Source organism: Bradyrhizobium sp. BR2003, assembly GCF_009720285.1.
In the GTDB taxonomy this organism is placed as follows: domain Bacteria; phylum Pseudomonadota; class Alphaproteobacteria; order Rhizobiales; family Xanthobacteraceae; genus Bradyrhizobium; species Bradyrhizobium elkanii.
Genome location: NZ_SMYJ01000025.1, coordinates 77,715 through 101,056 on the forward strand (window position 1 = coordinate 77,715; position 23,342 = coordinate 101,056).

Genomic DNA, 23,342 nt, shown 5'->3' on the forward strand with positions numbered 1-23,342 from the left:
CCCCGGGGATCTCAAGATTCCGGGTTCGATGCGCCGCATCGCCCCGGAATGACATCAGCGCGTCACTTCCCCCACACCTCGTTCGCGACCTCGACCGCGAGCCGCAGCTTGGCCCACTGCTCCTCCTCGGAGAGAATATTGCCTTCCTCGGTCGAGGCAAAGCCGCATTGCGGCGACACCGCGAGCTGCTCGATCGGGGCAAATTTGGATGCCTCCTCCAGCCGCCGCTTGATGTCGTCCTTCTTCTCGAGCTCGCCGAACTTCGAGGTGATGACGCCGACCACCACGACCTTGTTGCCCTTGGGCAGGAAGCGCAGCGGCTCGAAGCCGCCGGCGCGGTCGGAATCATATTCGAGGAAATAGCCGTCGTAGTTGGTACCGGCGAGCAGGGTCTCGGCGACCGGCTCGTAGCCGCCTGAGGAGATCCAGGTCGAGCGGAAATTGCCGCGGCAGACATGGGTCGTGATCACCATGTCGGACGGACGATCGGCGATCGCATAGTTGATGACCCGGGCATAGATCTCCTGCAGGCCATCCGGATTGTCGCCACGGTCGCGCGACTTCTGCAATTCCTCCTGCGAGCACAGATAGGCCCACACCGTGTCGTCGAATTGCAAATAGCGGCAACCGGCATCGTAGAATGCCTTGACCGCCTTGCGGTAGGTCTTGCCGAGATCCTGATAGAATTCCTCGAGGTCCGGATAGACCTCCTTCGAGATCAGCTTGCGGCCGCCGCGGAAATGCAGCACCGCCGGCGAGGGGATCGTCATCTTCGGCGTGACATGCGCCTGGTCGGCGTACTTCTTCAGAAAGCGGAAGTGATCGAGCATCGGGTGATGATCGGAGAAATCCAGCTTGCCGATCACCCTGATGGCATCGTGCCGGGTCTGCACGCCTGCGAACTGGATGCCCATGTCGGGATGGAACAGCTCGCAGCCGGTCAGATGGCTGAGGAAATCGAAATGCCACCAGGAGCGGCGGAACTCGCCGTCGGTCGCAAGCTTCAGGCCGACCGAGGCCTGCTTATGCACGACCTTCTCGATCTCCATGTCCTCGACCTTGCGCAGCTCGTCGGCCGAGATCTCGCCCTTCTCCAATCTGGCGCGGGCTTCCTTGATCTTCGGCGGCCGCAACAGGCTGCCGACCTCGTCGGCGCGGAACGGAGGCTTGGTTCGCTGCATGGTCAACTCCTAGACGTTTCTAGTGTGCCTTCTAATGCGCCTTGGCCCCGGAGACGCCAAGGTGGCGCTCGAGGACGGCGGGATCCGCCTTCAGCGCGCTGCTTGCGGCATCGTGCACGATCGTGCCGCGTTCCAATATCACAACGCGGTCGGCGAGCCCCAGAATCTTTTGCGCGTTCTGCTCGACGATGATCGAGCAGATGCCGCCTGAGCGCGTGATGGTTCCGATCGCTTTTAACAATTCCTCAACGATGATCGGCGCGAGGCCTTCGGTCGGCTCGTCGAGCAGCAGCACTTTCGGATTCAGCGTCAGCGCGCGGCCGATCGCCAGCATCTGCTGCTCGCCACCGGACAGCTGGTTGCCGAAATTGCGGCGCCGCTCCTGCAGCCGCGGAAACATCTCGTATACCCGCTCGACCGTCCACGGCCCGGGCTGCGCCACCGCGGTCATGTTCTCCTCCACCGTCAGCGAGCGGAAGATGTTGCGCTCCTGCGGCACCCAGCCGATCCCGGCGCGGGCGCGCTGGTCGGGCCGCATCGCCGTGATGTCGCGGCCTGCGAGCGCGACGCTGCCACCGAAGCGCCTGACGATGCCGACGATCGAATTGATCAGCGTGGTCTTGCCGGTGCCGTTGCGGCCGAGCAGCGCGAGCACCTGGCCCTCCGCAAGCGCCAGCGACATATCGGGCAGCACCACCGCCTCGCCGTATCCGGCACGCAGGCCCTGGATGGAAAGAAGCTCAGGCATCGGCGGCCTCGCCGAGATAGACCGCCCTCACCTGCGGATCGCGCGCGACCTCGTCGGGCGCGCCCTCGGTGAGCAGGCCGCCATTGACCAGCACCGAGATGCGGTCGGCGAAGGAGAATACGAGGTCCATGTCGTGCTCGATCAGGAGCACGGTGACATCGCGCCGCAGTGCTGCGACCGCCGCGAGGATGTCGTGACGCTCGCTCTCGGGCACGCCGGCCGCCGGCTCGTCGAGCAGCAGCACGCGCGGCCTGGCGGCGATCGCGACCGCGATCTCGAGCAGGCGCTGCTTGCCATAGGGCAAGGTCGAGGTGAGCTCCGTCATCACGTCGAGCAGATGGAAGCGCGACAGGATCTCTGCGATCTCTGCATTGACGTCGCCACGCGTTCCCATCCGCCGCCACCAGTCGCCGCCGCGGCCCATCCGTTCGGAGACCGCAAGCCCGATGGTCTCGAGCGGGGTCAGGTCGGGATAGAGCTGGTTGATCTGGAAGGTGCGCGACAACCCGCGCAGCACCCGCTTGTGCACGGACAGACCGGTGATGTCGCTGCCTTCGAGCAGGATGCGCCCGCTGTTCGGCGTCAGCACGCCGGTCAGCTGATTGATCACCGTGGTCTTGCCCGCCCCGTTCGGCCCGATCAGCGCGTGGCGGGCGCCCTGCATCACCTTCAGCGAAAGGTCGCGGGTGACGCGAAGGGCGCCGAAGGATTTCTCGAGGCCGCGTGTTTCCAGCGCGATCGTCATGACGCGTCGCTCTCCGGCACCGCGACGGCAGCCCTGCGGCCGGCGAACTGGCGGATGATCTGGTTCGGCACGAACAGCACCCAGCGATGGATGCGCGCGCGGCCGACCAGCACGATCACGACCAGCACGAGGCCGATCCAGAACAGCCAGTATTGCGGGGTGATGCTCTGAAACAGCTCCTGCAGCATCTTGAACACGACGGCCCCGATCAGCCCGCCATAGAGATAGCCGGTGCCGCCGATCACCAGCACCAGCATCAGGTCGGCGGAGCGCTCGAAGGAAAACACGTCGAGCGAGGCGAGCGCCGTGGTCTGGGTGAACAGCGCGCCGGCGATCCCGGCATAGAAGGCGGCGAGCGTATAGACCGCGATCAGGCGGCGGTTGACCGGCACGCCGATCGCGGCCGCGCGCAGCGGATTGTTCCTGATCGCGCGAAGCGACAGGCCGAACGGCGAATGCACCACGCGTCGCGCGAGTAGGAACAAGATGAACAGCACGATCAGCGAGTAGAAGAACCCGGTCCTGCCGAACATGTCGAAGGTGAACAGCCCGAGGATCGGCTGCATCTCGATGCCCTGCAGCCCGTCGGTGCCGCCGGTGATGTTGGAGAAGCGCTCGGCGAGTGCCTCGAGCAGCAACGCGATGCCGAGCGTCACCATCAGCCGTGTCAGGTCGACGCCGCGGATGACGAGAAAGCTGGTCAGGAAACCAAGCAGCGCCGCAACCAGACCGGCGGCAACCAGCGCGATGACGGGCTCGTTGATGATGCCGTGCAGCGCCAGCAAGCCGGCCGAATAGGCGCCGACGCCGAAGAAGGCCGCGTGGCCGAGCGAAACGATGCCGGCGTAGCCGAGGATCAGGTCGAGCGACAGCGCGAACAAGCCGAACCGCACGATGTCGGTCATGATCAGATAGCGCGACGGGAACAGGAAGGCGCAGGCGAGCGCCAGCGCCCAGAACGCGACCTCGCTGACCCGCCAGCGGGCGCTGGCCATCGCCTGAGTGCAAACGTCGGATAGCGCCGTCATGACCGCCTCACCGTGCCGCGGTACGGCCGAACAGGCCGTTCGGACGCCAGAGCAGGATCACGATCATGACCGTGTAGATCACGAACGGACCGAGCTTCGGCACGTAATACTTGCCGGCGACGTCGGCGATGCCGAGCAAAAGCGACGCGAGGAACGGTCCGGTGATCGAGGACGAGCCGCCGACGGTGACGACGATCAGGAAGTAGATCATGAATTTGAGCGGGAAATACGGATCGAGCCCGAGGATCTCCGCGCTCAGCGCGCCGCCGAGGCCTGCAAGGCCGCAGCCGAACGCAAAGGTGAAGGCGAACACCTGCGGCACGTTGATGCCAAGCCCGATCGCGGCGCGCGGATCGTCGACCGCGGCGCGCAGCCGGCTGCCGAACCGGGTCTTGGCGAGGATCAACTGCAGCGCCAGCGTGAGCAGGCCGCAGATCACCACGATCATCAGCCGGTAACGGCCGATGCCGACGCCGAACAGGTCGATCTGGCCTTCCAGCGCCGCCGGCAGCCTGATGAAGACCCGCGACGATCCCATGATGTAGTCGACCGCCGCGACCGACATGAACACCAGACCGATCGAGAACAGTACCTGGTCGAGATGGCTGCGGCTGTAGAGATGGCGGTACAGCGTGCGCTCCAGCGCGATGCCGATCGCGGCGCTGCCGACAAAGGCGAGCGGCAGGCCTGCGAAGAACGGCCAGCCGGAATTATTCACCAGCACGGCGCAGATATAGCCGCCGGCCATCGCGAAGGCGCCATGGGCGAGGTTGACGAAATTCATCAGCCCGAGCGTCACCGCAAGCCCGCAGGCGAGCACGAACAGCAGCATGCCGTAGGCGACGCCGTCGAACAGGTTGGTGAGGATTGAGGCCATCGGATCAGCTTAGCCGAGAAGGTGCCATTGCGTCGCGCAAACAGATCGTCATGGCCGGGCTTGTCCCGGCCATCCACGTCTTTCTCGCGGCGGTGGGAAAGACGTGGATGCCCGGCACAAGGCCGGGCATGACGCACGGGAGGCGGCGCGCGCCGAGAACGACAGCGACAGCGACAGCGTCACTTCTTGGTCTTGCCGGAATCCTTGACGGCCTCGAAGGTCGCGAACTCGACATTATAGAGTTCGCCGTCGACCTTCTCGACCTTGCGGATATAGATGTTCTGCACGATGTCACGGGTTTCCGGATCGATCGAAATCGGGCCGCGCGGGCTCTCCCACTTCATGCCCTTCATCGCCTCGATCAGTTTGTCGCCGTCGGTCGCACCATTGGTCTTCTTCAGCGCCTCATAGATCAGATGGATGCCGTCATAGCCGCTGACCGCCATGAAGCCGGGGCGGTTGCCGAACGCCTTCTTGTAGGCGACGACGAACTCCTTGTTCATCGCGGACGGATGCGCGGCCGAATAGAGATGCGCCGTCACCGCGCCGAGCGCGGCATCGCCCATATTGTTGAGCAGATCGTCATCCATGACGTCGCCGGGTCCGATCACCCTGATGCCGCTCTTGTCGAGCCCGCGCTCGGCATATTGCTTCATGAAGTTGCCGCCCTGCCCGGCCGGCACGAATACGAACATCGCGTCGGGCTTGGAATCCTTCATGCGCTGCAGGAACGGCGCGAAGTCCGGATTGGCGAGCGGGACCTTGACCTCTTCGACGATCTCGCCACCGCCGGCGGTGAAGTGCTGCTTGAAGAAGGTCAGCGCATCGTTGCCGGGCGCGTAGTCGGAGGTCAGCGTCGCGACCTTCTTGATGCCGTTCTTCACCGCCCAGTCGCCGATGATGGTGGAGGACTGCGCCAGCGTGAAGCTGGTACGCACGATGTAGGGCGAACGCTCGGTGATGATCGAGGTGCCGGCCGCCATCACGACTTCGGGGATCTTGGCCTGCGTCGCCAGCGGCGCCGCTGCGAGCGCCGCGGGGGTCACGCCGAAGCCCGCGATGAAATTGACCTTGTCGTTGACGATCAGCTCCTGCGCGAGCCGCTTGGTGTTGTCCGGCACCGCGGCGTCGTCCTTCAGGATGATCTCGATCTTCTTGCCGGCGACGGTGTCGCCCTTCTGCTGCATGTAGAGCTTGATGGCGTTATCGATCTGCTTGCCGGTCGACGCCTGACCGCCGGTCATCGGCAGGATCAGCCCGATCCTGACGGCGTCGTCCGCCCGCGCCGGCACGCTGGCGCACAACCCGGAAAGCACGGCCGAAGCGGCGCCCCACAGCAACATTTTGCGACGATTGAACATCGACGTCCCTCCCCCTTCCGTTCTTCTGCATCGAGCCTTGGTCCCCGGCTCTTGCCTTGTTTTAACTCAAGCATGCACGGCCAAGCCGCAACGCGACAAGGCGTCTCCGCGTGCCCTCTGTCAATCGGACGATGGACGTGTGCCACACGCGACGCGATCGGGTCTGACTGCAGAGACAAGTATCAGGATACCAACATCGCTCCACAAGACTCAATGCCTCTGCGAGAAGCGGTCTCGCGCATTCAAGGCCGCCGCCGGCTCGATTCATTTGTACGATCGTACAAACGCAGCGACAATGTCAACAAACAAGCACAATTGCAGCCGAACGGTCGCGCCCGAGATCATCATCCATAAAGACCAGGGCTGTATCCTTCCTCCCATGCCAATCGTCACGCGTCCCATCGCTGTCCTGACTGCCCTCGCGCTCGCGGCCGGCGCGCTCGGGGGATGCAGCTCCATGAACCAGAAGCTCTCGGCCGGCATGGCCGACACCATTCCAGCCTGGGCCGGCGGCCTGCCGGCGGATGCGCCGCCGCGGCCGGGCACCCCCGAATACGACAAGTTCATGCAGGATCGGGAACGCAAGCGGCTGGCGCCTGCGGCCCAGCGCGGCGACGACGCGAAGCCGGCAACGGCACCGCAGGACGCGGCCCACTGAGCGCACGGTCGGCCGGCCCAGAACCCGCATCGCCTGGTGCGGGCCGGGCGAAGCGCGGATCAGTCGACGAACACCACGGTCTTGCGTCCGTTGAGGATGACGCGATCGGCGAGATGGTAGCGGATCGCGCGCGCCAGCACCCGGCGCTCGATGTCGCGCCCCTTGCGCACGAGATCCTCGGGCGTGTCGCGGTGGCTGATGCGCTCGACGTCCTGGTCGATGATCGGGCCCTCGTCGAGATCGCTGGTGACGTAATGCGCCGTGGCGCCGATCAGCTTGACGCCGCGCTCATGCGCCTGGTGGTAGGGCCTCGCGCCCTTGAAGCCCGGCAGGAAGGAATGATGGATGTTGATGCAGCGGCCCGACAGCCGCGCCGACATCTCGTCCGACAGGATCTGCATGTAGCGGGCCAGCACGACGAGGTCGGTCCTGGTGTCCTGGGCCAGCTTCCACACCGCGTCTTCCTGCTGCCGCTTGGTCTCCTTCGTCACCGGCAGATGATGGAACGGGATATCGCCGAAATCGAGCGAGCCGTAGGTCTCGCGCGGATGGTTGGAGACAACAGCGGTAGGGATCATTTCGAGCTCGCCGGTGCGCCAGCGGTAGAGGATGTCGACCAGGCAGTGATCGGACTTCGACACCAATAGCATCACCCGGCGGCGGGTGGCGCGATCGCGCATCTGCCATTCCATGCCGAACCGTTCGGCGATCGCGGCAAAGCCGGTCTGCAGCGCCGCGAGTTCGACCGCAAGGTCGGCAGCGGTGAACACCACGCGCATGAAGAACTTGCCGGTTTCGACGTCATCGAACTGCTGGGCATCCAGGATGTTCTGGCCGTTATGGGCAAGAAACGTCGAGACCGCCGAGACGATTCCCGGACGGTCCGGACAGGACAGGGTCAAAACGAATTGATGGTCGGGCATGCCAATTGACCAAAGCTTGAGCAGATTGGTGGAACGGTCATTTTCGGCCCTCGTCTACACCGCAGGCGGCCTTGCGCCAATCCCGGCGCGGGGGTCAAATCGAACAAATGACGACAATGTTTGTTAGGGACCATCATGGCTGAACGGCTGAACGGCTACCGCATCCTGATCCTCGAGACGCGCGAGGAGGCGCAGTTTTCCCGCCTGCTCGCCGAGCAGGGGGCCGACGTGCTGCAATGCCCGATGTTCACCATCCACGATGCGCCTGATGCGGTGCCGATCGAGGCCTGGATTCGCCGCGCCATCGAACGGCCGCTCGACGACCTCGTGCTGATGACCGGCGAAGGCCTGCGCCGGCTGATGAAGGTCGTGCGCCGGATCGGTGTCGAGCGGGAGTTTGTCGATAGCCTCGCCAAGACGCGCAAATTCGCCCGCGGCCCAAAGCCCGGCCGGGCGCTGCGCGAGATCGGCCTGGAACCGCAGATGACGACCGAGAAGCCGACGTCGGAAGGCGTCGCCGAGATGCTGTCGAAGCTCGAGCTGACCGGCCATCGGCTCGGCCTGCAGCTCTATCCGGACAAGGATCACGCCACCCTGATCGGCGCGATCAGGGCACAGGGCGCCGAGGTCGATACGGTGCTGCCCTATGTCTATGACGCGCAAGCCGCCGACGCCAACATCGTCACCGCGATCGAGGAGATGGCGCAGGGCCGCATCGATGCGATCGCGCTGACCAATCTCGGCCAGGTCCGCCGCCTCATCGAAGTGGCACGGGCGCGCGGTTGCGAGGACAGGTTACGCCAGGGGTTCGAGCGCACGCCGATCGCATCCGTCGGACCGGCGGTATCGGACGAACTCAAGTCCCACGGACTGCGCACCGACATCTACCCGGCCGAAGACACCTTCTTCATGCGGCCGCTGATCTCGGCGATGGCGGCGGCGCTTTCCAAGAATCCGCCGCGCGCGACGGCGCAAAGCTAATCGACCTTGGCGCCGGCGAACTTGACCACCTTGCCCCATTTCTCGGTCTCGTCGGCCACCAGTCTGCCGAAGTCGGCGGCCGAGCCCGGCAGCATGATCGCGCCGATCTCGGTGAACCGCGCCTTGGCTTTGGGATCGGCGAGGATTTCATTGACGGCCTTGTTGAGCCTGTCGACGATTTCAGGCGGCGTGTTCTTCGGCGCCGCGAGGCCGTACCAGGCGCTCGCCTCGTAGCCCGGCAGGAAGTCGGCGACCGGCGGCAGGTCCGGAAGCACGTCCGAACGGGTCGTGCTGGTGACCGCAAGTCCGCGCAGCTTGCCTGATTTGACGTGCTCGGCGCAGGTCGGAAGATTGTCGAACATCACCTGCATCACGCCGGACAGCATATCGGTGAGCGCCGGCGCGCCGCCCCGGTAGGGCACATGCTGCATGTTGATGCCGGTCAGCATCTTGAACAGTTCGCCCGACATGTGGATCGTCGAACCGTTGCCTGAGGACGCCATGTTGAGTTTGCCGGGATTGGCCTTTGCATAGGCGATCAGTTCGGGAATGGACTTGATCGGCAGCGAGGGGTGCACCACCACGACGTTGGGAAAGCGAATGATGCCCGCGATCGGCTCCATCTCGCGCATGAAGTCGAAGGGCAGTTTCTGGTAAAGCGTCGCATTGATCGCATTGGCCGGCGCGACCAGCAGCAGCGTGTAGCCGTCGGGCGCCGCGCGCAGCGCCTGCTCGGTGGCGATGTTGGTCCCGCCGCCCGGCCGGTTCTCGACAATGAAGGAATGCCCGAGCTTTTCCGACAGCCACTGCCCCATCAGGCGCGCCGTCAGGTCCGCCGAACCGCCGGGAGTATAGCCGATCACGAGGTGAACCGGCCGCGCCGGATAGGCCTCGGCAATCGCTTTTCCAAATGTGAGCGGAAGCGCAGCCGTAGCGGCTGCAAGTTGCAGGAACTGGCGGCGTAGAACCTTCATGATGTCTCCTCCGACGCACTGGCGGCTCTTGCGGCACGCTTGGGCACGCGCATCCTAGCCGCACGGCGTCGCCAAGCCGACAGATATTCTCAGTCGGAGGGCGGGAGGTTCACCGCGTCACTTCGTCTCGCGCAGATAGGCCTGGTACGCGAGGGCGATGCCATCCTCGAGCGAGGTGGTGGCGCGCCAGCCGAGCCTGGCCAGCCGGCCGACGTCGAGCAGCTTGCGCGGCGTGCCGTCCGGGCGCGACGTGTCGAAGCTGATCTCGCCGCGATAGCCGACGGCGGCCGCGACGACGCGCGCGAACTCGGCGATGGTGATGTCCTCGCCGGTGCCGATATTGACCAGTTCGGGCGAGGAATAGGTCTTCATCAGATGGATGCAGGCGTCGGCGAGATCGTCGACATAGAGGAATTCACGGCGCGGCGTGCCGGTGCCCCACACCACGACATTGCCGGCGCCGGAAACCTTGGCCTCGTGGAAGCGGCGGATCAGCGCGGCGACGACGTGGCTGTATTCGGGGTGATAATTGTCGCCGGGGCCGTAAAGATTGGTCGGCATCACGCTGATGAAATCGGCGCCGTACTGGCTGCGATAGGCCTCGGCCATCTTGATGCCGGCGATCTTGGCGATGGCATAGGGCTCGTTGGTCGGCTCCAGCGGGCCGGTCAGCATCGAATCCTCGCGCAGCGGCTGCGGCGCCAGGCGCGGATAGATGCAGGACGAGCCGAAGAACATCAGCTTCTCGCAGCCATTGGCGTGCGCCGCCTGGATCACGTTGCTCGAGATCGCCAGATTGTCGTAGAGAAATTCGGCCCGCAGCGTGTTGTTGGCGACGATGCCGCCGACCTTGGCGGCAGCGAGGAACACGGCCTGCGGCCGCTTCGCGGCAAACCAGGCATTCACCGCGGTTTGGTCGCGCAGATCGACCTCGCTGCGCGACACCGTCAGGAGATCGGCCTCCTCGCGCGCCAGCCGGCGCATCAGCGCCGAGCCGACCATGCCGCGATGGCCGGCAACGAAGACCGTCTTGCCCTTCAGCTCAAACGCCGTGCTTGCCATTGGCCGCGTCCTGCCTGGCCTCGACGAGATCGCTGGCGACCATTTCCTTCACCAGCTGCGCGAACGGCGTCTTCGGCGCCCAGCCGAGCTTGGCGCGCGCCTTGCTGGCGTCGCCGATCAGAAGATCGACCTCGGTCGGGCGGAAATAGGTCGGATCGATCTGCACCAGGGTGTTGCCGGACGCCTTGTCGACACCGACCTCCTCGACGCCCTTGCCGCGCCATTCGATGCTGCGGCCGACCTCGGCAAACGCCAGCTCGACGAACTCGCGGACCGACCGCGTCTCGCCGGTCGCGAGCACGAAGTCGCCGGGCTCGTCCACCTGCAGGATCCTGTGCATGCCCTCGACATAGTCGCGGGCGTGGCCCCAGTCGCGCTTGGCATCGAGATTGCCGAGATAGAGCTTATTCTCGAGGCCGACCTCGATGCGGGCGACGGCGCGGGTGATCTTCCGCGTCACGAAGGTCTCGCCGCGGACCGGGCTCTCATGGTTGAACAGGATGCCGTTGCTGGCGAACATGCCATAGGCCTCACGGTAGTTTACCGTAATCCAGTAGCCGTAGAGCTTGGCGACGCCATAGGGCGAGCGCGGATAGAACGGCGTGGTCTCCTTCTGCGGCACCTCCTGCACGAGCCCGTAAAGCTCCGAGGTCGAGGCCTGGTAGAACCGCGTCTCCTTTTCCATGCCGAGGATGCGGATCGCCTCCAGGAGGCGCAGCACCCCGATCGCGTCCGCGTTGGCGGTGTATTCCGGGCTCTCGAAACTGACCTGGACGTGGCTCTGGGCGGCGAGGTTGTAGATCTCTGTCGGCCGAATCTGCTGCACCAGGCGGATCAGATTGGTCGAATCCGTCATGTCGCCGTAGTGCATCAGGAACGGCACGTTGCCGGCATGCGGGTCCTGGTAGAGATGGTCGACGCGCGCGGTGTTGAACGAGGACGACCGGCGCTTGATCCCGTGCACGGTGTAGCCGAGACCGAGCAGATATTCGGCGAGATACGCGCCATCCTGCCCGGTAACGCCGGTGATCAGCGCAACGCGCCGCTTTGAGTCCTGAGCCGCCGAATCCTTAACCGCCATGTCATCTCCAGAGAGCGCGAAAACCGCGCGATCCCGACGAAGGCCGGTCTGTAGCATCCAGCCTGCCCCAAGTCTAATGGCTTAATCGTTTGGAATCAGGACTTTAGGTCTGCGAAAACGGCTCAATGCGCCCGGAACCCGTCACTCGCCATAGTGGCGCAGCCGGTCGAGGTTGAGGATGGTCACCCCGCCATATTCGAGCCGCAACAGCCCTTCCCGCTCGAGCCGCTTCAGGCACTGGTTGGCATTCTGCCGGGAGATTCCCGACAGCGCCCCGATCTCCTCCTGGGTGATCTCGAGGTGCAGCGTCAGGTCGGGATAGAGAATCGGATTGAACAGCGAGGCGATCGAGCGCGCCAGTCGCGCCGTGGCGTCCAGCGTGCGGCCATATTCGAGCAGCGCGATGAACTGGCCGAGCCGTTCATTGAGCGAGCCGACCAGGAATCGGTTGAAGCCGACACTGTTCTCGAACAGCCAGACGAAGGTCCGGCGATCCATCATCGCAAGGCGCGTATCGCGCAGCGCGACAACATCGTAGCGCCGGGGCTCATTCTTGAGCACGGTCCCCTCGCCGAACCACGCGCCTGCGGTGAGGCCCGCGAAACTCGCCGCCTTGCCGCCGCGCGAGACGATGCCCATGCGCGCCAGCCCGGTGACGATGCCGGTCCAGTACTGGAAATTGTCGCCGCGCATGAAGATGAATTCGTTGGCGCGGTAGGACTTCTCGGAAATGCCGGCGCGCGCGATTTCGATTTCTTGCTCGCTCAGTTCGCGCGACCAGGCCGCGATGCGCCTCAGGTAATCAGCAGCAATCATTCTAGCGACGGCATCCCACCCCAAGACACTGCAACCATATTGCACCGCAGCAAAGCCGTGCGCGAAGCCAGGGACCCGGGGCCTGGAATGCCAGCGAAAATTCCTGACCAAATGTCGGGCACATGACAATTCAACCTATCGCTTTCTCGTATTCAGAGCCACCTCGCGTAACGTCGCGCAGCTCCACGATGGATCGCTGAAGGCGGACGACGCGAGAGACGGGCTTGCAGGCGGGGTGCGGCGTTACCGCGCATGACGCAGGCGATCGGGGCGAGCGATCTCCCGAACGCCGGCATCAATAGTCGGATGGTCTCCCTTCGGCGGCCCATGTAAGATCGAAGTGCAAGATCGAAGAGAAGATAAAGAGCGCGCCAAAGCGCCCGTATCTGGAGGGAACAGGGTGGCTAATAGTCTCGAGGTGCGCGGAGTCTCATTGCGCTTTGGCGGCGTCCGCGCGCTGACCGAAGTGAGCTTCGGCGTCAACGAGGGCGAGCTGTTCTCCATCATCGGCCCGAACGGCGCCGGCAAGACCTCGATCGTCAACTGTATCTCCGGCCGCTACCGGCCGACCGAAGGCCAGCTGTTCTATCGCGGCCAGGACATCACCGGCCTCAACCCGAACGCGCGGCCCCGGCTCGGCATCGGCCGAACCTTCCAGAATCTCGCGCTGTTCCACCACATGAGCGTGCTCGACAACATCATGGTCGGCCGCCATCACCTCCTGAAGAACAACTTCATCACGGGATCGCTGTACTGGCTGACCGGTGCGCGCCGCGAGGAGTTGGAGCACCGCCGGAAGGTCGAGGAGATCATCGACTTCCTCGATCTGCAGTCGGTGCGCAAGGCCACCGCCGGCACCCTGCCCTATGGCTTGCGCAAGCGCGTCGAGCTCGCCCGCGCGATGGCGCTCGAGCCGCAACTGATCCTGCTCGACGAGCCGATGGCCGGCATGAACTTCGAAGAGAAGGAGGACATGGCGCGTTACATCGTCGATCTCAACGAAGAGTTCGGCATGACGGTGATGATGATCGAGCACGACATGGGCGTCGTGATGGACATCTCCCACCGCGTCATGGTGCTCGATTTCGGCCGCAAGATCGCCGAGGGCGATCCGGCCACCGTGCTCGCCGATCCCCATGTCAAGCGCGCCTATCTCGGCGAGGAAGACGAAGTGCTGGTCGACCCCGACGACAAGCCGGCGGTGCGGGAGAGTGCGGCATGATGGATTATGCCGGTCGCGCCGCGCAGGCCGACACCTTTCCCAAGATGCTGCGCCTGAACGCGAAGGAACACGGCCAAGAGATCGCGCTGCGCGAGAAGGATTTCGGGCTGTGGCGCGAATTCACCTGGAATGACTACCATACCCGCACCCATGATTTCGCGCTCGGCATGGTCGAGCTCGGGCTTGGCCGCGGCGACGTGATCGGCATTATCGGCGACAACCGGCCGGACTGGGTCGCCGCCGAGATCGCGGCCCACGCGATTGGCGCGATGAGCCTCGGCCTCTACCGCGACGTGCTGGACGAGGAGGCCGCCTATCTCCTGACCTATGGCGAGGCCAAGCTGGTCTTCGCCGAGGACGAGGAACAGGTCGACAAGCTGCTCAGCCTTGCCGATCGCGTGCCCCACCTCAAGCACATCGTCTATTCCGACCCGCGCGGCATGCGCAAATACGACGATCCGCGATTGATGGAGGCGAGCAAGCTCGTTGCGCTGGGCCGCGATCGCGCCGCGCGCGAGCCCGGCCTGTACGAACGGCTGGTCGACGCCACGAAGGGTGAGGACATCGCGATCCTCTGCACCACCTCGGGCACGACGGCCAATCCAAAGCTTGCGATGCTCTCGGCCGGGCGCGTGCTGCGGCACTGCGCGACCTATCTCGCCTTCGATCCGAAGGGGCCGGACGACGAATATGTTTCGGTGCTGCCGCTGCCCTGGATCATGGAACAGATCTACGCGCTGGGCAAAGGGCTGCTCTCCCGGATGAAGGTCAACTTCGTCGAAGAGCCCGACACCATGATGCACGACTTCCGCGAGATCGCGCCGACCTTCGTGCTGTTCGCGCCGCGGGTCTGGGAATCGATCGCGGCCGATGTCCGCGCCGGGGTGATGGACGCCTCGCCGTTCAAGCAGCGGCTCTATGACCTCGGCATGAAGACCGGGCTGGCGGCGCTTGCCGAGGGCAAGCGTTCTGTTTTCGCCGACCAGCTCTTGTTCCGCGCGCTGCGCGACCGGCTCGGCTTCTCGCGGCTGCGCTCGGCGGCGACCGGCGGCGCGGCGCTCGGGCCGGATACCTTCAAGTTCTTCCAGGCGATGGGCGTGCCGCTGCGCACGCTGTACGGCCAGACCGAGCTGCTCGGCGCCTACACGCTGCATCCCGAAGGCAAGGTCGATCCCGACACCACCGGCGTGCCGATGGCCGACGACATCGAGATCCGCATCGACAATGCCGACGTCAACGGCGTCGGCGAGATCGTGGTGCGGCATCCCAACATGTTCCACGGCTATTACAAGAATCCCGAAGCCTCGGTCGCCGATATCAAGGACGGCTGGATGCATTCGGGCGATGCCGGCTACTACAACGACAACCGGCAGCTTGTGGTGATCGACCGCATCAAGGATCTCGCCGAGACCTCGCGCGGCGAGCGCTTCTCGCCGCAATATATCGAGAACAAGCTGAAGTTCTCGCCCTATGTCGCAGAAGCTGTCGTGCTCGGCGCCGGCCGCGACGCGCTCGCCGCGATGATCTGCATCCGCTACTCGATCATCTCGAAATGGGCGGAGAAGAACCGGATCTCGTTCACGACCTACACCGACCTGTCCTCGCGGCCCGAGGTCTATGCGCTGCTCAAGAAAGAGGTCGAAACGGTCAACGCCACCCTGCCGCCGGCGCAACGCATCTCGCGCTTCCTGCTGCTCTACAAGGAGCTCGATGCCGATGACGGTGAGCTGACCCGGACCCGAAAAGTCCGCCGCGGCGTGATCAACGAGAAATACGCCGACATCATCGATGCGATCTACCGCGGCAAGGCCAGCATCCCCGTCGACACCGTGATCCGCTTCCAGGACGGCTCGACGCAGCGCGTCCGCACCACGCTCGAGGTCGTCGACCTCGGCCGCGCCGTGCTCGCGGAGGCCGCGGAATGACACCGTCGATAACGGCATACCCGATCGTCATGCGCGGGCTTGACCCGCGCATCCATCCTCTTCGCAGGGACGGCTTTCTTGCGCGATGGATCGCCGGGTCAAGCCCGGCGATGACGAGCCACAAATTCGGCGAGACCCCATGAACACCCAGTTCCTGATTCAGCTGATCGTCAACGGTCTCGTGGTCGGCACGCTTTACGGCGTGGTCGCGATGTCGTTCGTGCTGATCTACAAGGCGACGCAGGTCGTGAACTTCGCGCAGGGCGAATTGCTGCTGGTCGGCGCCTGGGTGTGCTGGGCGCTGCTGACGAAGTATCAGGTGCCGTTCTGGGTCGGCATGCCGATCACGCTGGTCTTCATGTTCATCTTCGGCATCGCGATCCAGGTCGTGATCCTGCGTCCGATGATCGGCGAGCCGATCATCTCCGTGATCATGGTGACGATCGGCCTGTCGACGGTGTTCCAAGCCGCGCTGAAGTGGATCTTCGGCGTCAACCCGCAGCCGTTCCCGCGCGTGTTCCAGAGCCAGTCGGTCAGCCTGTTCGGGCTGCAGATCCAGACCGTCTATGTCATGAGCCTCGTGGTCTCGCTCGCCATGATGGTCGGCATGGCCTGGTTCTTCCGCGCCTCCAAATACGGCCTTGCGATGCGCGCCACCGCCTTCAACCAGCAGGTCGCGCAGTCGCTCGGCATTTCCGTCAAGAACGTGTTCGCGATGGCGTGGGCGATCTCGGCCACCGTCTCGGCGGTCGCCGGGGTCGTGGTCGCCGTGGTCAACGGCGTGTCGTCCGGCCTCTCCGCCTACGGCATCAAGGTGTTTCCCGCCGCGATCCTGGGCGGGCTCGACTCGGTCGGCGGCGCCGTGCTCGGCGGCATCATCATCGGGCTGTTGGAAAACGTCGCCCAGTATGTCGACAGCCAGTACCTGCACTGGGGCAACCTCTACGAGATCGCGCCGTTCTACGTCCTTATCATCATCCTGATGATCAAGCCGTACGGCCTGTTCGGCACCAAGGATATTGAGCGGGTCTGATCAATGGCGACAAGCACACTCATCCCCTCGGGCGACTTCCGCACCAGCTATGCGGCCGACACCACGATCTTCCCGACCGCAACCAGCCGCAATTTCGCGATCCTCGGCATCGTGCTCGCCTGCTTCGCGCCGATGCTGCTGTCCAACTACCTGCTCTCGATCGCGATCCAGATCGGCATCTTCGCGATCGCGGCCCTCGGCCTCAACGTCTTGGTCGGCTTCACCGGCCAGATCTCGATCGGCCACGCCGCCTTCTTCCTGTTCGGCGCGTTCACCTCGGCCTACATCTCCAACAACGCGCCGATCCCGGTGTTCTTCGCCATCCCCCTCGCCGGCGTCGTCACGGCGCTGGTCGGCCTGATCTTCGGCGTGCCGGCGGCGCGGCTGAAGGGGCTCTATCTCGTGATCGCGACGCTCGCCGCGCAGTACATCCTGCTCGACTTCTTCTCGCGCGCCGAATGGTTCTCGGGCGGCTCGGTGCCGGCCAGCGCCAACCCGTTCTCGATCTTCGGCTACACCCTGCGTGGTGACCGGCAGTATTTCTACGTCGTGCTCGCCTACATGGTGATCAGCTATTTGCTCGTTACCAATCTGATGCGCACCCGCGACGGCCGCGCGCTGGTCGCGATCCGCGATCACTATCTCTCGGCCGAGATTATGGGCATCAACCTGACCAAGTACCGCACGCTGTCGTTCGGGCTTGCCGCCTTCTTTGCCGGCATCGCCGGCGCGCTCTACGCACACTATCAACTCGTGGTCTCGCAGGAAGGCTTTGGCATCGAGCGCTCGGTGCTGTTCCTCGCCATGGTCATCATCGGCGGCACGGGCTCGGTGATGGGCACGCTGATGGGCACGGCCTTCGTGGTGCTGCTGCCGGAATCGATGGAATGGCTGAGCGCCTGGCTGAAGGGCGGCGCCATCGACAAGGCGCTGCAGCTCAACAACAACATCACCTTCCTGCGCGAGATCGCGATCGGCCTGATCATCATCGGCTTCTTGATGTTCGAGCCGGACGGCCTCGCGCATCGCTGGCGGCAGATCAAGGCCTACTGGAAGCTCTACCCGTTCTCGCATTGACGCAAGGCACGGAACGCAACTCAAAATTCGGTTCAACGAATAAGCAGGAGGAAAGAAAAAATGACGATTAGATCCCTTTTGAGCTCGGTCTCCCTTGCGCTGCTGATCAGCAGCGCTGCCGCCACCGCGCAGGCGCAGATCGCCATCGGCCATCTGCAGGACCTCTCGGGCGGCACGTCCGACGTCGGCACCCCCTATGGCCAGGGCGTCGCGGACACCTTCGCCTGGGTCAACAAGAACGGCGGCATCGGCGGCAAGCAGCTCAATGTCGACAGCAACGACTATGGCTACCAGGTGCCGCGCGCCATCGCGCTGTACAAGAAATGGTCGGCGCCCGACGGCAAGGTCGCAGCGATCATGGGCTGGGGCACGGCGGATACCGAGGCCCTCACCGGCTTCCTGGCGCAGGACAAGATCCCGGACATCTCCGGCTCCTACGCCGCCGCGCTGACCGATCCGGAAGGCACCAGCGGCAAGGCCAAGCCCGCGCCGTACAATTTCTTCTACGGCCCGAGCTATTCGGACTCGATGCGCGCGATGCTGACCTGGGCCGCGGAGGACTGGAAGGCCAAGGGCAAGCCCGGCAAGCCGAAATTCGTCCACATGGGCGCCAACCATCCGTATCCGAACGCGCCGAAGGCTGCCGGCGAGGCGCTGGCGACCGAGCTCGGCTTCGAGGTGCTGCCGCCGCTGGTGTTTGCGCTGTCGCCCGGCGACTACTCGGCGCAGTGTCTCAGCCTGAAAAGCTCGGGCGCAAATTATGCCTATCTCGGCAACACGGCGGCCTCGAACATCTCGGTGCTGAAGGCCTGCAAGACCGCCGGCGTCGATGTCCAGTTCCTCGGCAATGTCTGGGGCATGGACGAGAATGCGGCGAAGACCGCCGGCGATGCAGCCGACGGCGTGATCTTCCCGCTCCGCACGGCGGTGAGCTGGGGCGGCAACGCGCCGGGCATGAAGACGGTGATGGAAATCTCCAAGATGTCCGACCCGTCCGGCAAGGTCTATCGGCCGGTGCACTACATCGCCGCGGTCTGCAGCGCGCTCTATCTGAAGGAAGCGCTCGACTGGGCCGCCAAGAACGGCGGCGCCACCGGCGAGAACGTCGCCAAGGGCTTCTACCAGAAGAAGGATTGGGTGCCGGCCGGCATGGACGGCGTCTGCAATCCCTCGACCTGGACCGAAAAGGATCACCGCCCGACCACGAAGGTCGACCTGTATCGCTCGAAGATCTCGGGCGCGACCGATGGCGACATCAACGACCTGATGGGCAAGGGCACGATCAAGCTCGAGAAGGTGAAGACCGTCGACCTGCCGCGCAAGCCGGAATGGTTTGGGTGGTGAGGCGGCAGCCGATCACGTCCACAAATCGTCATGCGCGGGCTCGACCCGCGCATCCGTCAAGCGAAGACGTATTCCGATCGATGGATTGCCGGGTCATAGGAGAGCGGAAGCGACGCCATCCTTCGGACGGCTATGCCCGGCAATGACATCGAAGGGTAACACAGGCCATGAACGAAACCCTCGAAGCCACCCGCCCGGGACCGACGGCAGTCCTGCCGCCGCCGCTGCTCAGCATCAACAACATCGAGGTCGTCTATGACGACGTCATCCTGGTGCTGCGCGGCCTCAGCCTCGAGGTGCCGAAGGGTGCGATCGTTGCGCTGCTTGGCGCCAACGGCGCCGGCAAGTCGACCACGCTGAAAGCGATTTCAGGCCTGCTCAAGACCGAGGATGGCGAGGTCACCCGCGGCGAGATCCTGTTCGAGGGCCAGCGCATCAACGGCATCGATCCGGACAAGATCGTCCGCCGCGGCATCTTCCAGGTCATGGAAGGCCGCCGCATCGTCGCCGACATGACGTCGCTGGAGAACCTGCGGCTCGGTGCCTTCACCCGGCGCGACGGCGAGGTCTCCGATGACATCGACATGGTATTCAAATATTTCCCGCGCCTGAAGGAGCGCACCGGCCTCGCCGGCTATCTCTCCGGCGGCGAGCAGCAGATGCTCGCGATCGGCCGCGCACTGATGGCCCGCCCGAAGATGATCCTGATGGACGAGCCGTCGATGGGGTTGTCACCGCTGCTCGTCAAGGAAGTGTTCGCGATCATCAAGGAGATCAACCGCGACCTCGGCGTCACGATCCTCCTGGTCGAGCAGAATGCGCGCGCCGCGCTGTCGGTCGCGAGCCACGGCTACATCATGGAACAGGGCAAGGTGGTGCTCGACGGCTCCGCCGACGAGCTGCGCGACAATGAGGACGTCAAGGAATTCTACCTTGGCGGCGCCGGCGACCAGCGCAAGAGCTTCAAGAACCTGAAGAGCTTCAAGCGGCGCAAGCGCTGGCTATGAGGATATCGAGCGTTTTCAGGCGGAGTTGCGTGTGCAGAAGACGCGTCAGACCAGGAAGGCGGTTCTATCCGAGCACCTGCTCGGCTTCAGTGACCGCGCAAAGCACATGATAGAACGACGACGCCGGGATCGTGGCGACCAGCGAATTGCCGTCGCGGTCAAACTGATCGTACCAGCCGCCGGTCACGGCATGGCCGAGATAGTGCCGCTCGAGCAGCACCAGCGCCGCACGCGCCTCGTCCGCCGCGCCGGCTTCGCCCGACTCGGCCTGCGCGATCCACGCCTTCGCCAGCTCGCTCTGCGGCCACAGCCGCCGTGTGTGGCGGCGGATGTTGCCCTCGGCGTCGCCCTCGTCGACCAGGCAGCCGGTGGCCGCATCGCGATAGCGCAGCGCCGACGCCAGCAACTCGCCGCGCGGGCGCCCGGTCGGGCAGCCGGTGATGCGCTCGAATCCCTTCAGCAGCCAGACCCATTCCGCGAGGTGCCCAGGCTCGACGCTGACCGGCGGGATCTTCGACCAGTCCTCCTCGAAATATTCGCCGAGGGTTCGCGTCTGCTTGTCGTAGAGGCTGGCCAGGAACAGCGCGAAGAAATCGCCGGCGCGGTTCTGGAACGACAAATCGTGGGTCGCGTCGAAGCAGGCGATCATCGCCTCGAACAGATGCATCTGCGGGTTCTGCCGACGCGGCATCGACGGCGGCAGGCCCTCGTGGAAGCCGCCATGGGGCGAGCGCAGCTGGGTATCGAGGAACGCCAGCAGCGCGTCGATCTCGGCGCGGATCTGGGCATCCTGGTCGAGGCCATAAGCGGTCGCGAGCGCGAGCAGCACGAAGGCGTGGCTATAGGTGTCGCGCAGCGCATCGTGCACGCCGCCCTCCGCGGTCAGGCTGTAGACGAAGCCGGGCCGGCCGTCCGGCGCCTTGGCCTTGGCCAGCAGGTAGTCCAGCCCCTTCAGCGCGATCGCGCGCCCTTCCGGATACCAGCCGAGCTGGGCCGCCTTGGCGTAGCAATAGATCTGGCGCGCCTGCACCATGATCCGGCGCGGTGCAGCGCGGTCCGCTGTCCCGTCCTGGTGCAGCCGGTCGACAAAGCCGCCGGCGGTGCTGTCCCAGCCTGCGGTCGACCACAGCGGCAGGGCCTGGCCAACGATGCGGCGCTTCAGCCTCGCGACGACGTCGGCGGCCCGGTCCGCCGCAACGCTCTCTGCCTCAGCCATCGTGCTCCCTGGAACCGTCCCAATGTCAGCGGTCACCGTCTGATAGCACGGGTGGACCGGCACGCAACCCGCGCACATCCTCTCAAGGACCTGCCATGACCGACCATTACGACGCCCTTGAAACGCGCGATCCGGCCGAGCGCGAGGCCGCGTTGTTCGCCCGGCTGCCCGAGGTGCTGCGCAAGGCGATGGCAGCGCCCGCCTATGCCAATTTGCTGAGAGGCACCGATCCCGCCTCCATCACCAGGCGGGAGGCGCTGGCGGGGCTGCCCGTGCTGCGCAAGTCGGAACTGCCGGCCCTGCACAAGGCCGCCCCGCCGTTCGGCGGCTTCGTGGCCGACACGCCCGGCGCGTTCGCCCGGCTGTTCACCTCGCCCGGACCGATCTTCGAGCCCGAGGGCCGCCAGGCGGACCCCTGGCGCGGGGCGCGGGCGCTGTTCGCGGCAGGCTTTCGCGAGGGGGATGTGGTGCTGAACACCTTCAGCTATCACCTCACCCCGGGCGGCTTCATCTTCGACGCCTCGGCGCGGGCGCTCGGCTGTGCGGTGATCCCGGCAGGCCCCGGCAATACCGAGCAGCAATTCGAGCTGATCGAGGCCTATCGCCCGGTCGGCTATAGCGGCACCCCGGACTTCCTGAAGATCCTGCTCGACGCCGCCGCCACCGCCGGCCGCGACGTATCCTCGATCAGGCGCGCGCTGGTGTCAGGCGCGGCATTTCCGAAATCGCTGCAGGAGGAGATGAAGTCGCGCGGCGTCGAGGCTTATCAGGCCTTCGGCACCGCCGATCTCGGCCTGATCGCGTTCGAGACGCCGGCGCGCGAGGGAATGACGGTCAACGAGGACCTGATCCTGGAGATCGTCAAGCCCGGCACCGGCGATCCCGTTGCGCCGGGTGACGTCGGCGAGATCGTGGTGACCTCGCTCGATCCGCACCATCCCTGGATTCGCCTCGCGCTCGGCGACCTGACCGCCGCCCTGCCCGGCGCGAGCCGGTGCGGACGCACCAACATGCGAATCAAGGGCTGGATGGGCCGCGCCGACCAGACCACCAAGGTGAAGGGGATGTTCGTTCGCCCCGAGCAGATCGCGGAGATCGGCAAGCGCCATCCCGAGCTCGGACGGCTGCGCCTCGTCGTCACGCGGGCCGGCGAGGCCGACGCGATGACGCTGAGAGCCGAATGTGCCTCGGCGCCGGATGCCCTGTTGAGCGAAGTTGCAGCGACGCTGCGTGCGGTCACCAAGCTGGGGGGCACCGTCGAGTTCGTCGGCACCGGCTCGCTGCCGAACGACGGCAAGGTGATTGCGGACGAGCGATAACCGTCGAGACTACACGGGGCGTGATCGGTCCAGATTTGTCGCGCGCGGCGTTGTGAACTATTGAGCTAGCTCATGCGTCGTGGAGACGGACGGATCATCACCTCATGAGCAGCGCTTCCGGAGATCAGCCGCGAAGGCCGGCCGTGTTCTTCGATCGGGACGGCGTCCTGAACCAGGACATCGGTTACCTGTTCGAAAGCCACAGGCTGGTCTGGATCGACGGCGCGCGCGAGGCGGTCAAGGCCGTCAACGACATGGGCTATTTTGCGTTTGTCGTGACCAACCAGTCAGGCGTCGCGAGGGGTCTCTATGAGGAGACGCACGTCCGGCAGCTTCACGACTGGATGGCCGATGAGCTTGGCAGGATCGGCGCGCATATCGACGCCTTCGAATACTGCCCGTTCCATCCTGAAGGGACGGTTGAACGATATCGGCAGGTCAGCCACCGGCGCAAACCGTCGCCGGGCATGATCAATGACCTGCTGGAACGCTTTCCGGTCGACGTCGAACGCAGCTTTCTGGTCGGGGATCAGCCGACGGATCTCGAGGCGGCACGTGCGGCCGGGCTGAAGGGCTACCTGTTCTCAGGCTCCAATCTGGCGCTGTTTCTGAGGCCTCTGCTGCTCGGGAGCTGAAGACCATAGCGCTAAAGCGTGATAAGATCGGGCTCAATCGTCGCGCTTTAGCTCTTTGTTTGAGCATGATCTTTTCGGAAAACCGCTTCGCACTTTTCCGGATCATGCTCTAGGCGCGAGGCCGCGATC

The 23,342-nt window shown here is 64.8% G+C and carries 22 protein-coding genes; 10 read left to right on the forward strand and 12 right to left on the reverse strand.

Going from position 1 to position 23,342, the window contains the following annotated elements; genetic code table 11:
* Positions 1-62: 62 nt before the first annotated feature.
* The 6 genes from E2I15_RS17915 to E2I15_RS17940 all read right to left on the reverse strand — a co-directional run bounded on the left by E2I15_RS17915 (position 63) and on the right by E2I15_RS17940 (position 5,940).
* Complete coding sequence (locus tag E2I15_RS17915) at positions 63-1,181, reverse strand: cobalamin-independent methionine synthase II family protein (protein ID WP_016840262.1); 1,119 nt, start codon at positions 1,179-1,181, stop codon at positions 63-65.
* A gap of 31 nt (positions 1,182-1,212) precedes the next feature.
* The gene (locus E2I15_RS17920) at positions 1,213-1,929 is read right to left on the reverse strand and encodes an ABC transporter ATP-binding protein (RefSeq protein ID WP_137480232.1); all 717 of its coding nucleotides are present in this window, start codon (positions 1,927-1,929) and stop codon (positions 1,213-1,215) included.
* On the reverse strand, positions 1,922-2,674 hold the full coding sequence (locus tag E2I15_RS17925; RefSeq protein ID WP_137480234.1) for an ABC transporter ATP-binding protein: 753 nt from the start codon (positions 2,672-2,674) through the stop codon (positions 1,922-1,924). The genes E2I15_RS17920 and E2I15_RS17925 overlap by 8 nt, the downstream gene beginning before the upstream one ends.
* Positions 2,671-3,702 carry a branched-chain amino acid ABC transporter permease gene (locus E2I15_RS17930; RefSeq protein WP_137480236.1) on the reverse strand — a complete coding sequence of 344 codons (1,032 nt, stop codon included), beginning with the start codon at positions 3,700-3,702 and terminating at the stop codon, positions 2,671-2,673. Before E2I15_RS17930 ends, E2I15_RS17925 begins: the two co-directional genes overlap by 4 nt.
* A gap of 7 nt (positions 3,703-3,709) precedes the next feature.
* Positions 3,710-4,579, reverse strand: coding sequence for a branched-chain amino acid ABC transporter permease (locus E2I15_RS17935; protein WP_137480239.1), 870 nt, complete (start codon positions 4,577-4,579; stop codon positions 3,710-3,712).
* 179 nt (positions 4,580-4,758) lie between these two features.
* On the reverse strand, positions 4,759-5,940 hold the full coding sequence (locus E2I15_RS17940; RefSeq protein ID WP_137480240.1) for an ABC transporter substrate-binding protein: 1,182 nt from the start codon (positions 5,938-5,940) through the stop codon (positions 4,759-4,761).
* A 379-nt stretch (positions 5,941-6,319) separates the two neighbouring features.
* Between E2I15_RS17940 and E2I15_RS17945 the strand changes: the two genes are divergently transcribed.
* Entirely contained in the window at positions 6,320-6,598 is a 279-nt protein-coding gene (locus E2I15_RS17945) for a hypothetical protein (RefSeq protein ID WP_137480292.1), read from the forward strand.
* A gap of 59 nt (positions 6,599-6,657) precedes the next feature.
* Here E2I15_RS17945 and purU read toward each other — a convergent pair whose 3' ends face one another.
* Positions 6,658-7,521: a formyltetrahydrofolate deformylase gene (gene purU, locus E2I15_RS17950; RefSeq protein WP_137480242.1), complete on the reverse strand. Its 864-nt coding sequence runs from the start codon at positions 7,519-7,521 to the stop codon at positions 6,658-6,660.
* Positions 7,522-7,656: 135 nt separating this feature from the next.
* On the opposite strand from purU, the gene E2I15_RS17955 reads away from it, so the two are divergent.
* Positions 7,657-8,502, forward strand: coding sequence for a uroporphyrinogen-III synthase (locus tag E2I15_RS17955; RefSeq protein ID WP_137480244.1), 846 nt, complete (start codon positions 7,657-7,659; stop codon positions 8,500-8,502).
* Here the strand turns inward: E2I15_RS17955 and E2I15_RS17960 are convergent.
* The 4 genes from E2I15_RS17960 to E2I15_RS17975 form a co-directional block, all read right to left on the reverse strand.
* Positions 8,499-9,476: a tripartite tricarboxylate transporter substrate binding protein gene (locus E2I15_RS17960; RefSeq protein WP_137480246.1), complete on the reverse strand. Its 978-nt coding sequence runs from the start codon at positions 9,474-9,476 to the stop codon at positions 8,499-8,501. The two genes, E2I15_RS17955 and E2I15_RS17960, sit on opposite strands and share 4 nt — an antisense overlap.
* Positions 9,477-9,593: 117 nt before the next feature.
* Positions 9,594-10,538: a GDP-L-fucose synthase gene (gene fcl / locus E2I15_RS17965; protein ID WP_155262440.1), complete on the reverse strand. Its 945-nt coding sequence runs from the start codon at positions 10,536-10,538 to the stop codon at positions 9,594-9,596.
* A complete protein-coding gene (gene gmd, locus E2I15_RS17970) occupies positions 10,519-11,619 on the reverse strand; it encodes a GDP-mannose 4,6-dehydratase (RefSeq protein ID WP_137480250.1) in 1,101 nt (366 codons plus the stop codon). Before gmd ends, fcl begins: the two co-directional genes overlap by 20 nt.
* A gap of 141 nt (positions 11,620-11,760) precedes the next feature.
* On the reverse strand, positions 11,761-12,435 hold the full coding sequence (locus E2I15_RS17975) for a Crp/Fnr family transcriptional regulator (RefSeq protein ID WP_028343069.1): 675 nt from the start codon (positions 12,433-12,435) through the stop codon (positions 11,761-11,763).
* 400 nt (positions 12,436-12,835) lie between these two features.
* Between E2I15_RS17975 and E2I15_RS17980 the strand changes: the two genes are divergently transcribed.
* The 6 genes from E2I15_RS17980 (at position 12,836) to E2I15_RS18005 (ending at position 20,043) form a co-directional block, all read left to right on the forward strand.
* The gene (locus tag E2I15_RS17980; RefSeq protein ID WP_016847995.1) at positions 12,836-13,657 is read left to right on the forward strand and encodes an ABC transporter ATP-binding protein; all 822 of its coding nucleotides are present in this window, start codon (positions 12,836-12,838) and stop codon (positions 13,655-13,657) included.
* Positions 13,654-15,582: a long-chain fatty acid--CoA ligase gene (locus E2I15_RS17985; RefSeq protein WP_137480252.1), complete on the forward strand. Its 1,929-nt coding sequence runs from the start codon at positions 13,654-13,656 to the stop codon at positions 15,580-15,582. Before E2I15_RS17980 ends, E2I15_RS17985 begins: the two co-directional genes overlap by 4 nt.
* A 139-nt stretch (positions 15,583-15,721) precedes the next feature.
* On the forward strand, positions 15,722-16,615 hold the full coding sequence (locus E2I15_RS17990) for a branched-chain amino acid ABC transporter permease (protein WP_028343071.1): 894 nt from the start codon (positions 15,722-15,724) through the stop codon (positions 16,613-16,615).
* 3 nt (positions 16,616-16,618) lie between these two features.
* Entirely contained in the window at positions 16,619-17,692 is a 1,074-nt protein-coding gene (locus E2I15_RS17995; RefSeq protein WP_057020451.1) for a branched-chain amino acid ABC transporter permease, read from the forward strand.
* 60 nt (positions 17,693-17,752) lie between these two features.
* Positions 17,753-19,036, forward strand: a complete 1,284-nt coding sequence (locus tag E2I15_RS18000) for an ABC transporter substrate-binding protein (RefSeq protein ID WP_038386955.1) — start codon at positions 17,753-17,755, stop codon at positions 19,034-19,036.
* A gap of 167 nt (positions 19,037-19,203) precedes the next feature.
* The gene (locus E2I15_RS18005; RefSeq protein ID WP_137480254.1) at positions 19,204-20,043 is read left to right on the forward strand and encodes an ABC transporter ATP-binding protein; all 840 of its coding nucleotides are present in this window, start codon (positions 19,204-19,206) and stop codon (positions 20,041-20,043) included.
* A 64-nt stretch (positions 20,044-20,107) separates the two neighbouring features.
* On the opposite strand, the gene E2I15_RS18010 is transcribed toward E2I15_RS18005, so the two are convergent.
* Positions 20,108-21,259: an AGE family epimerase/isomerase gene (locus E2I15_RS18010; RefSeq protein WP_137480256.1), complete on the reverse strand. Its 1,152-nt coding sequence runs from the start codon at positions 21,257-21,259 to the stop codon at positions 20,108-20,110.
* Positions 21,260-21,354: 95 nt separating this feature from the next.
* Here E2I15_RS18010 and E2I15_RS18015 point away from each other — a divergent pair, with 95 nt between their 5' ends.
* Together E2I15_RS18015 and E2I15_RS18020 are read left to right on the forward strand one after the other, a co-directional pair.
* Positions 21,355-22,578, forward strand: a complete 1,224-nt coding sequence (locus E2I15_RS18015) for a phenylacetate--CoA ligase family protein (protein WP_137480258.1) — start codon at positions 21,355-21,357, stop codon at positions 22,576-22,578.
* Between the two features lie 104 nt (positions 22,579-22,682).
* Positions 22,683-23,213 carry an HAD family hydrolase gene (locus E2I15_RS18020; RefSeq protein ID WP_137480260.1) on the forward strand — a complete coding sequence of 177 codons (531 nt, stop codon included), beginning with the start codon at positions 22,683-22,685 and terminating at the stop codon, positions 23,211-23,213.
* Positions 23,214-23,342: the final 129 nt, after the last annotated feature.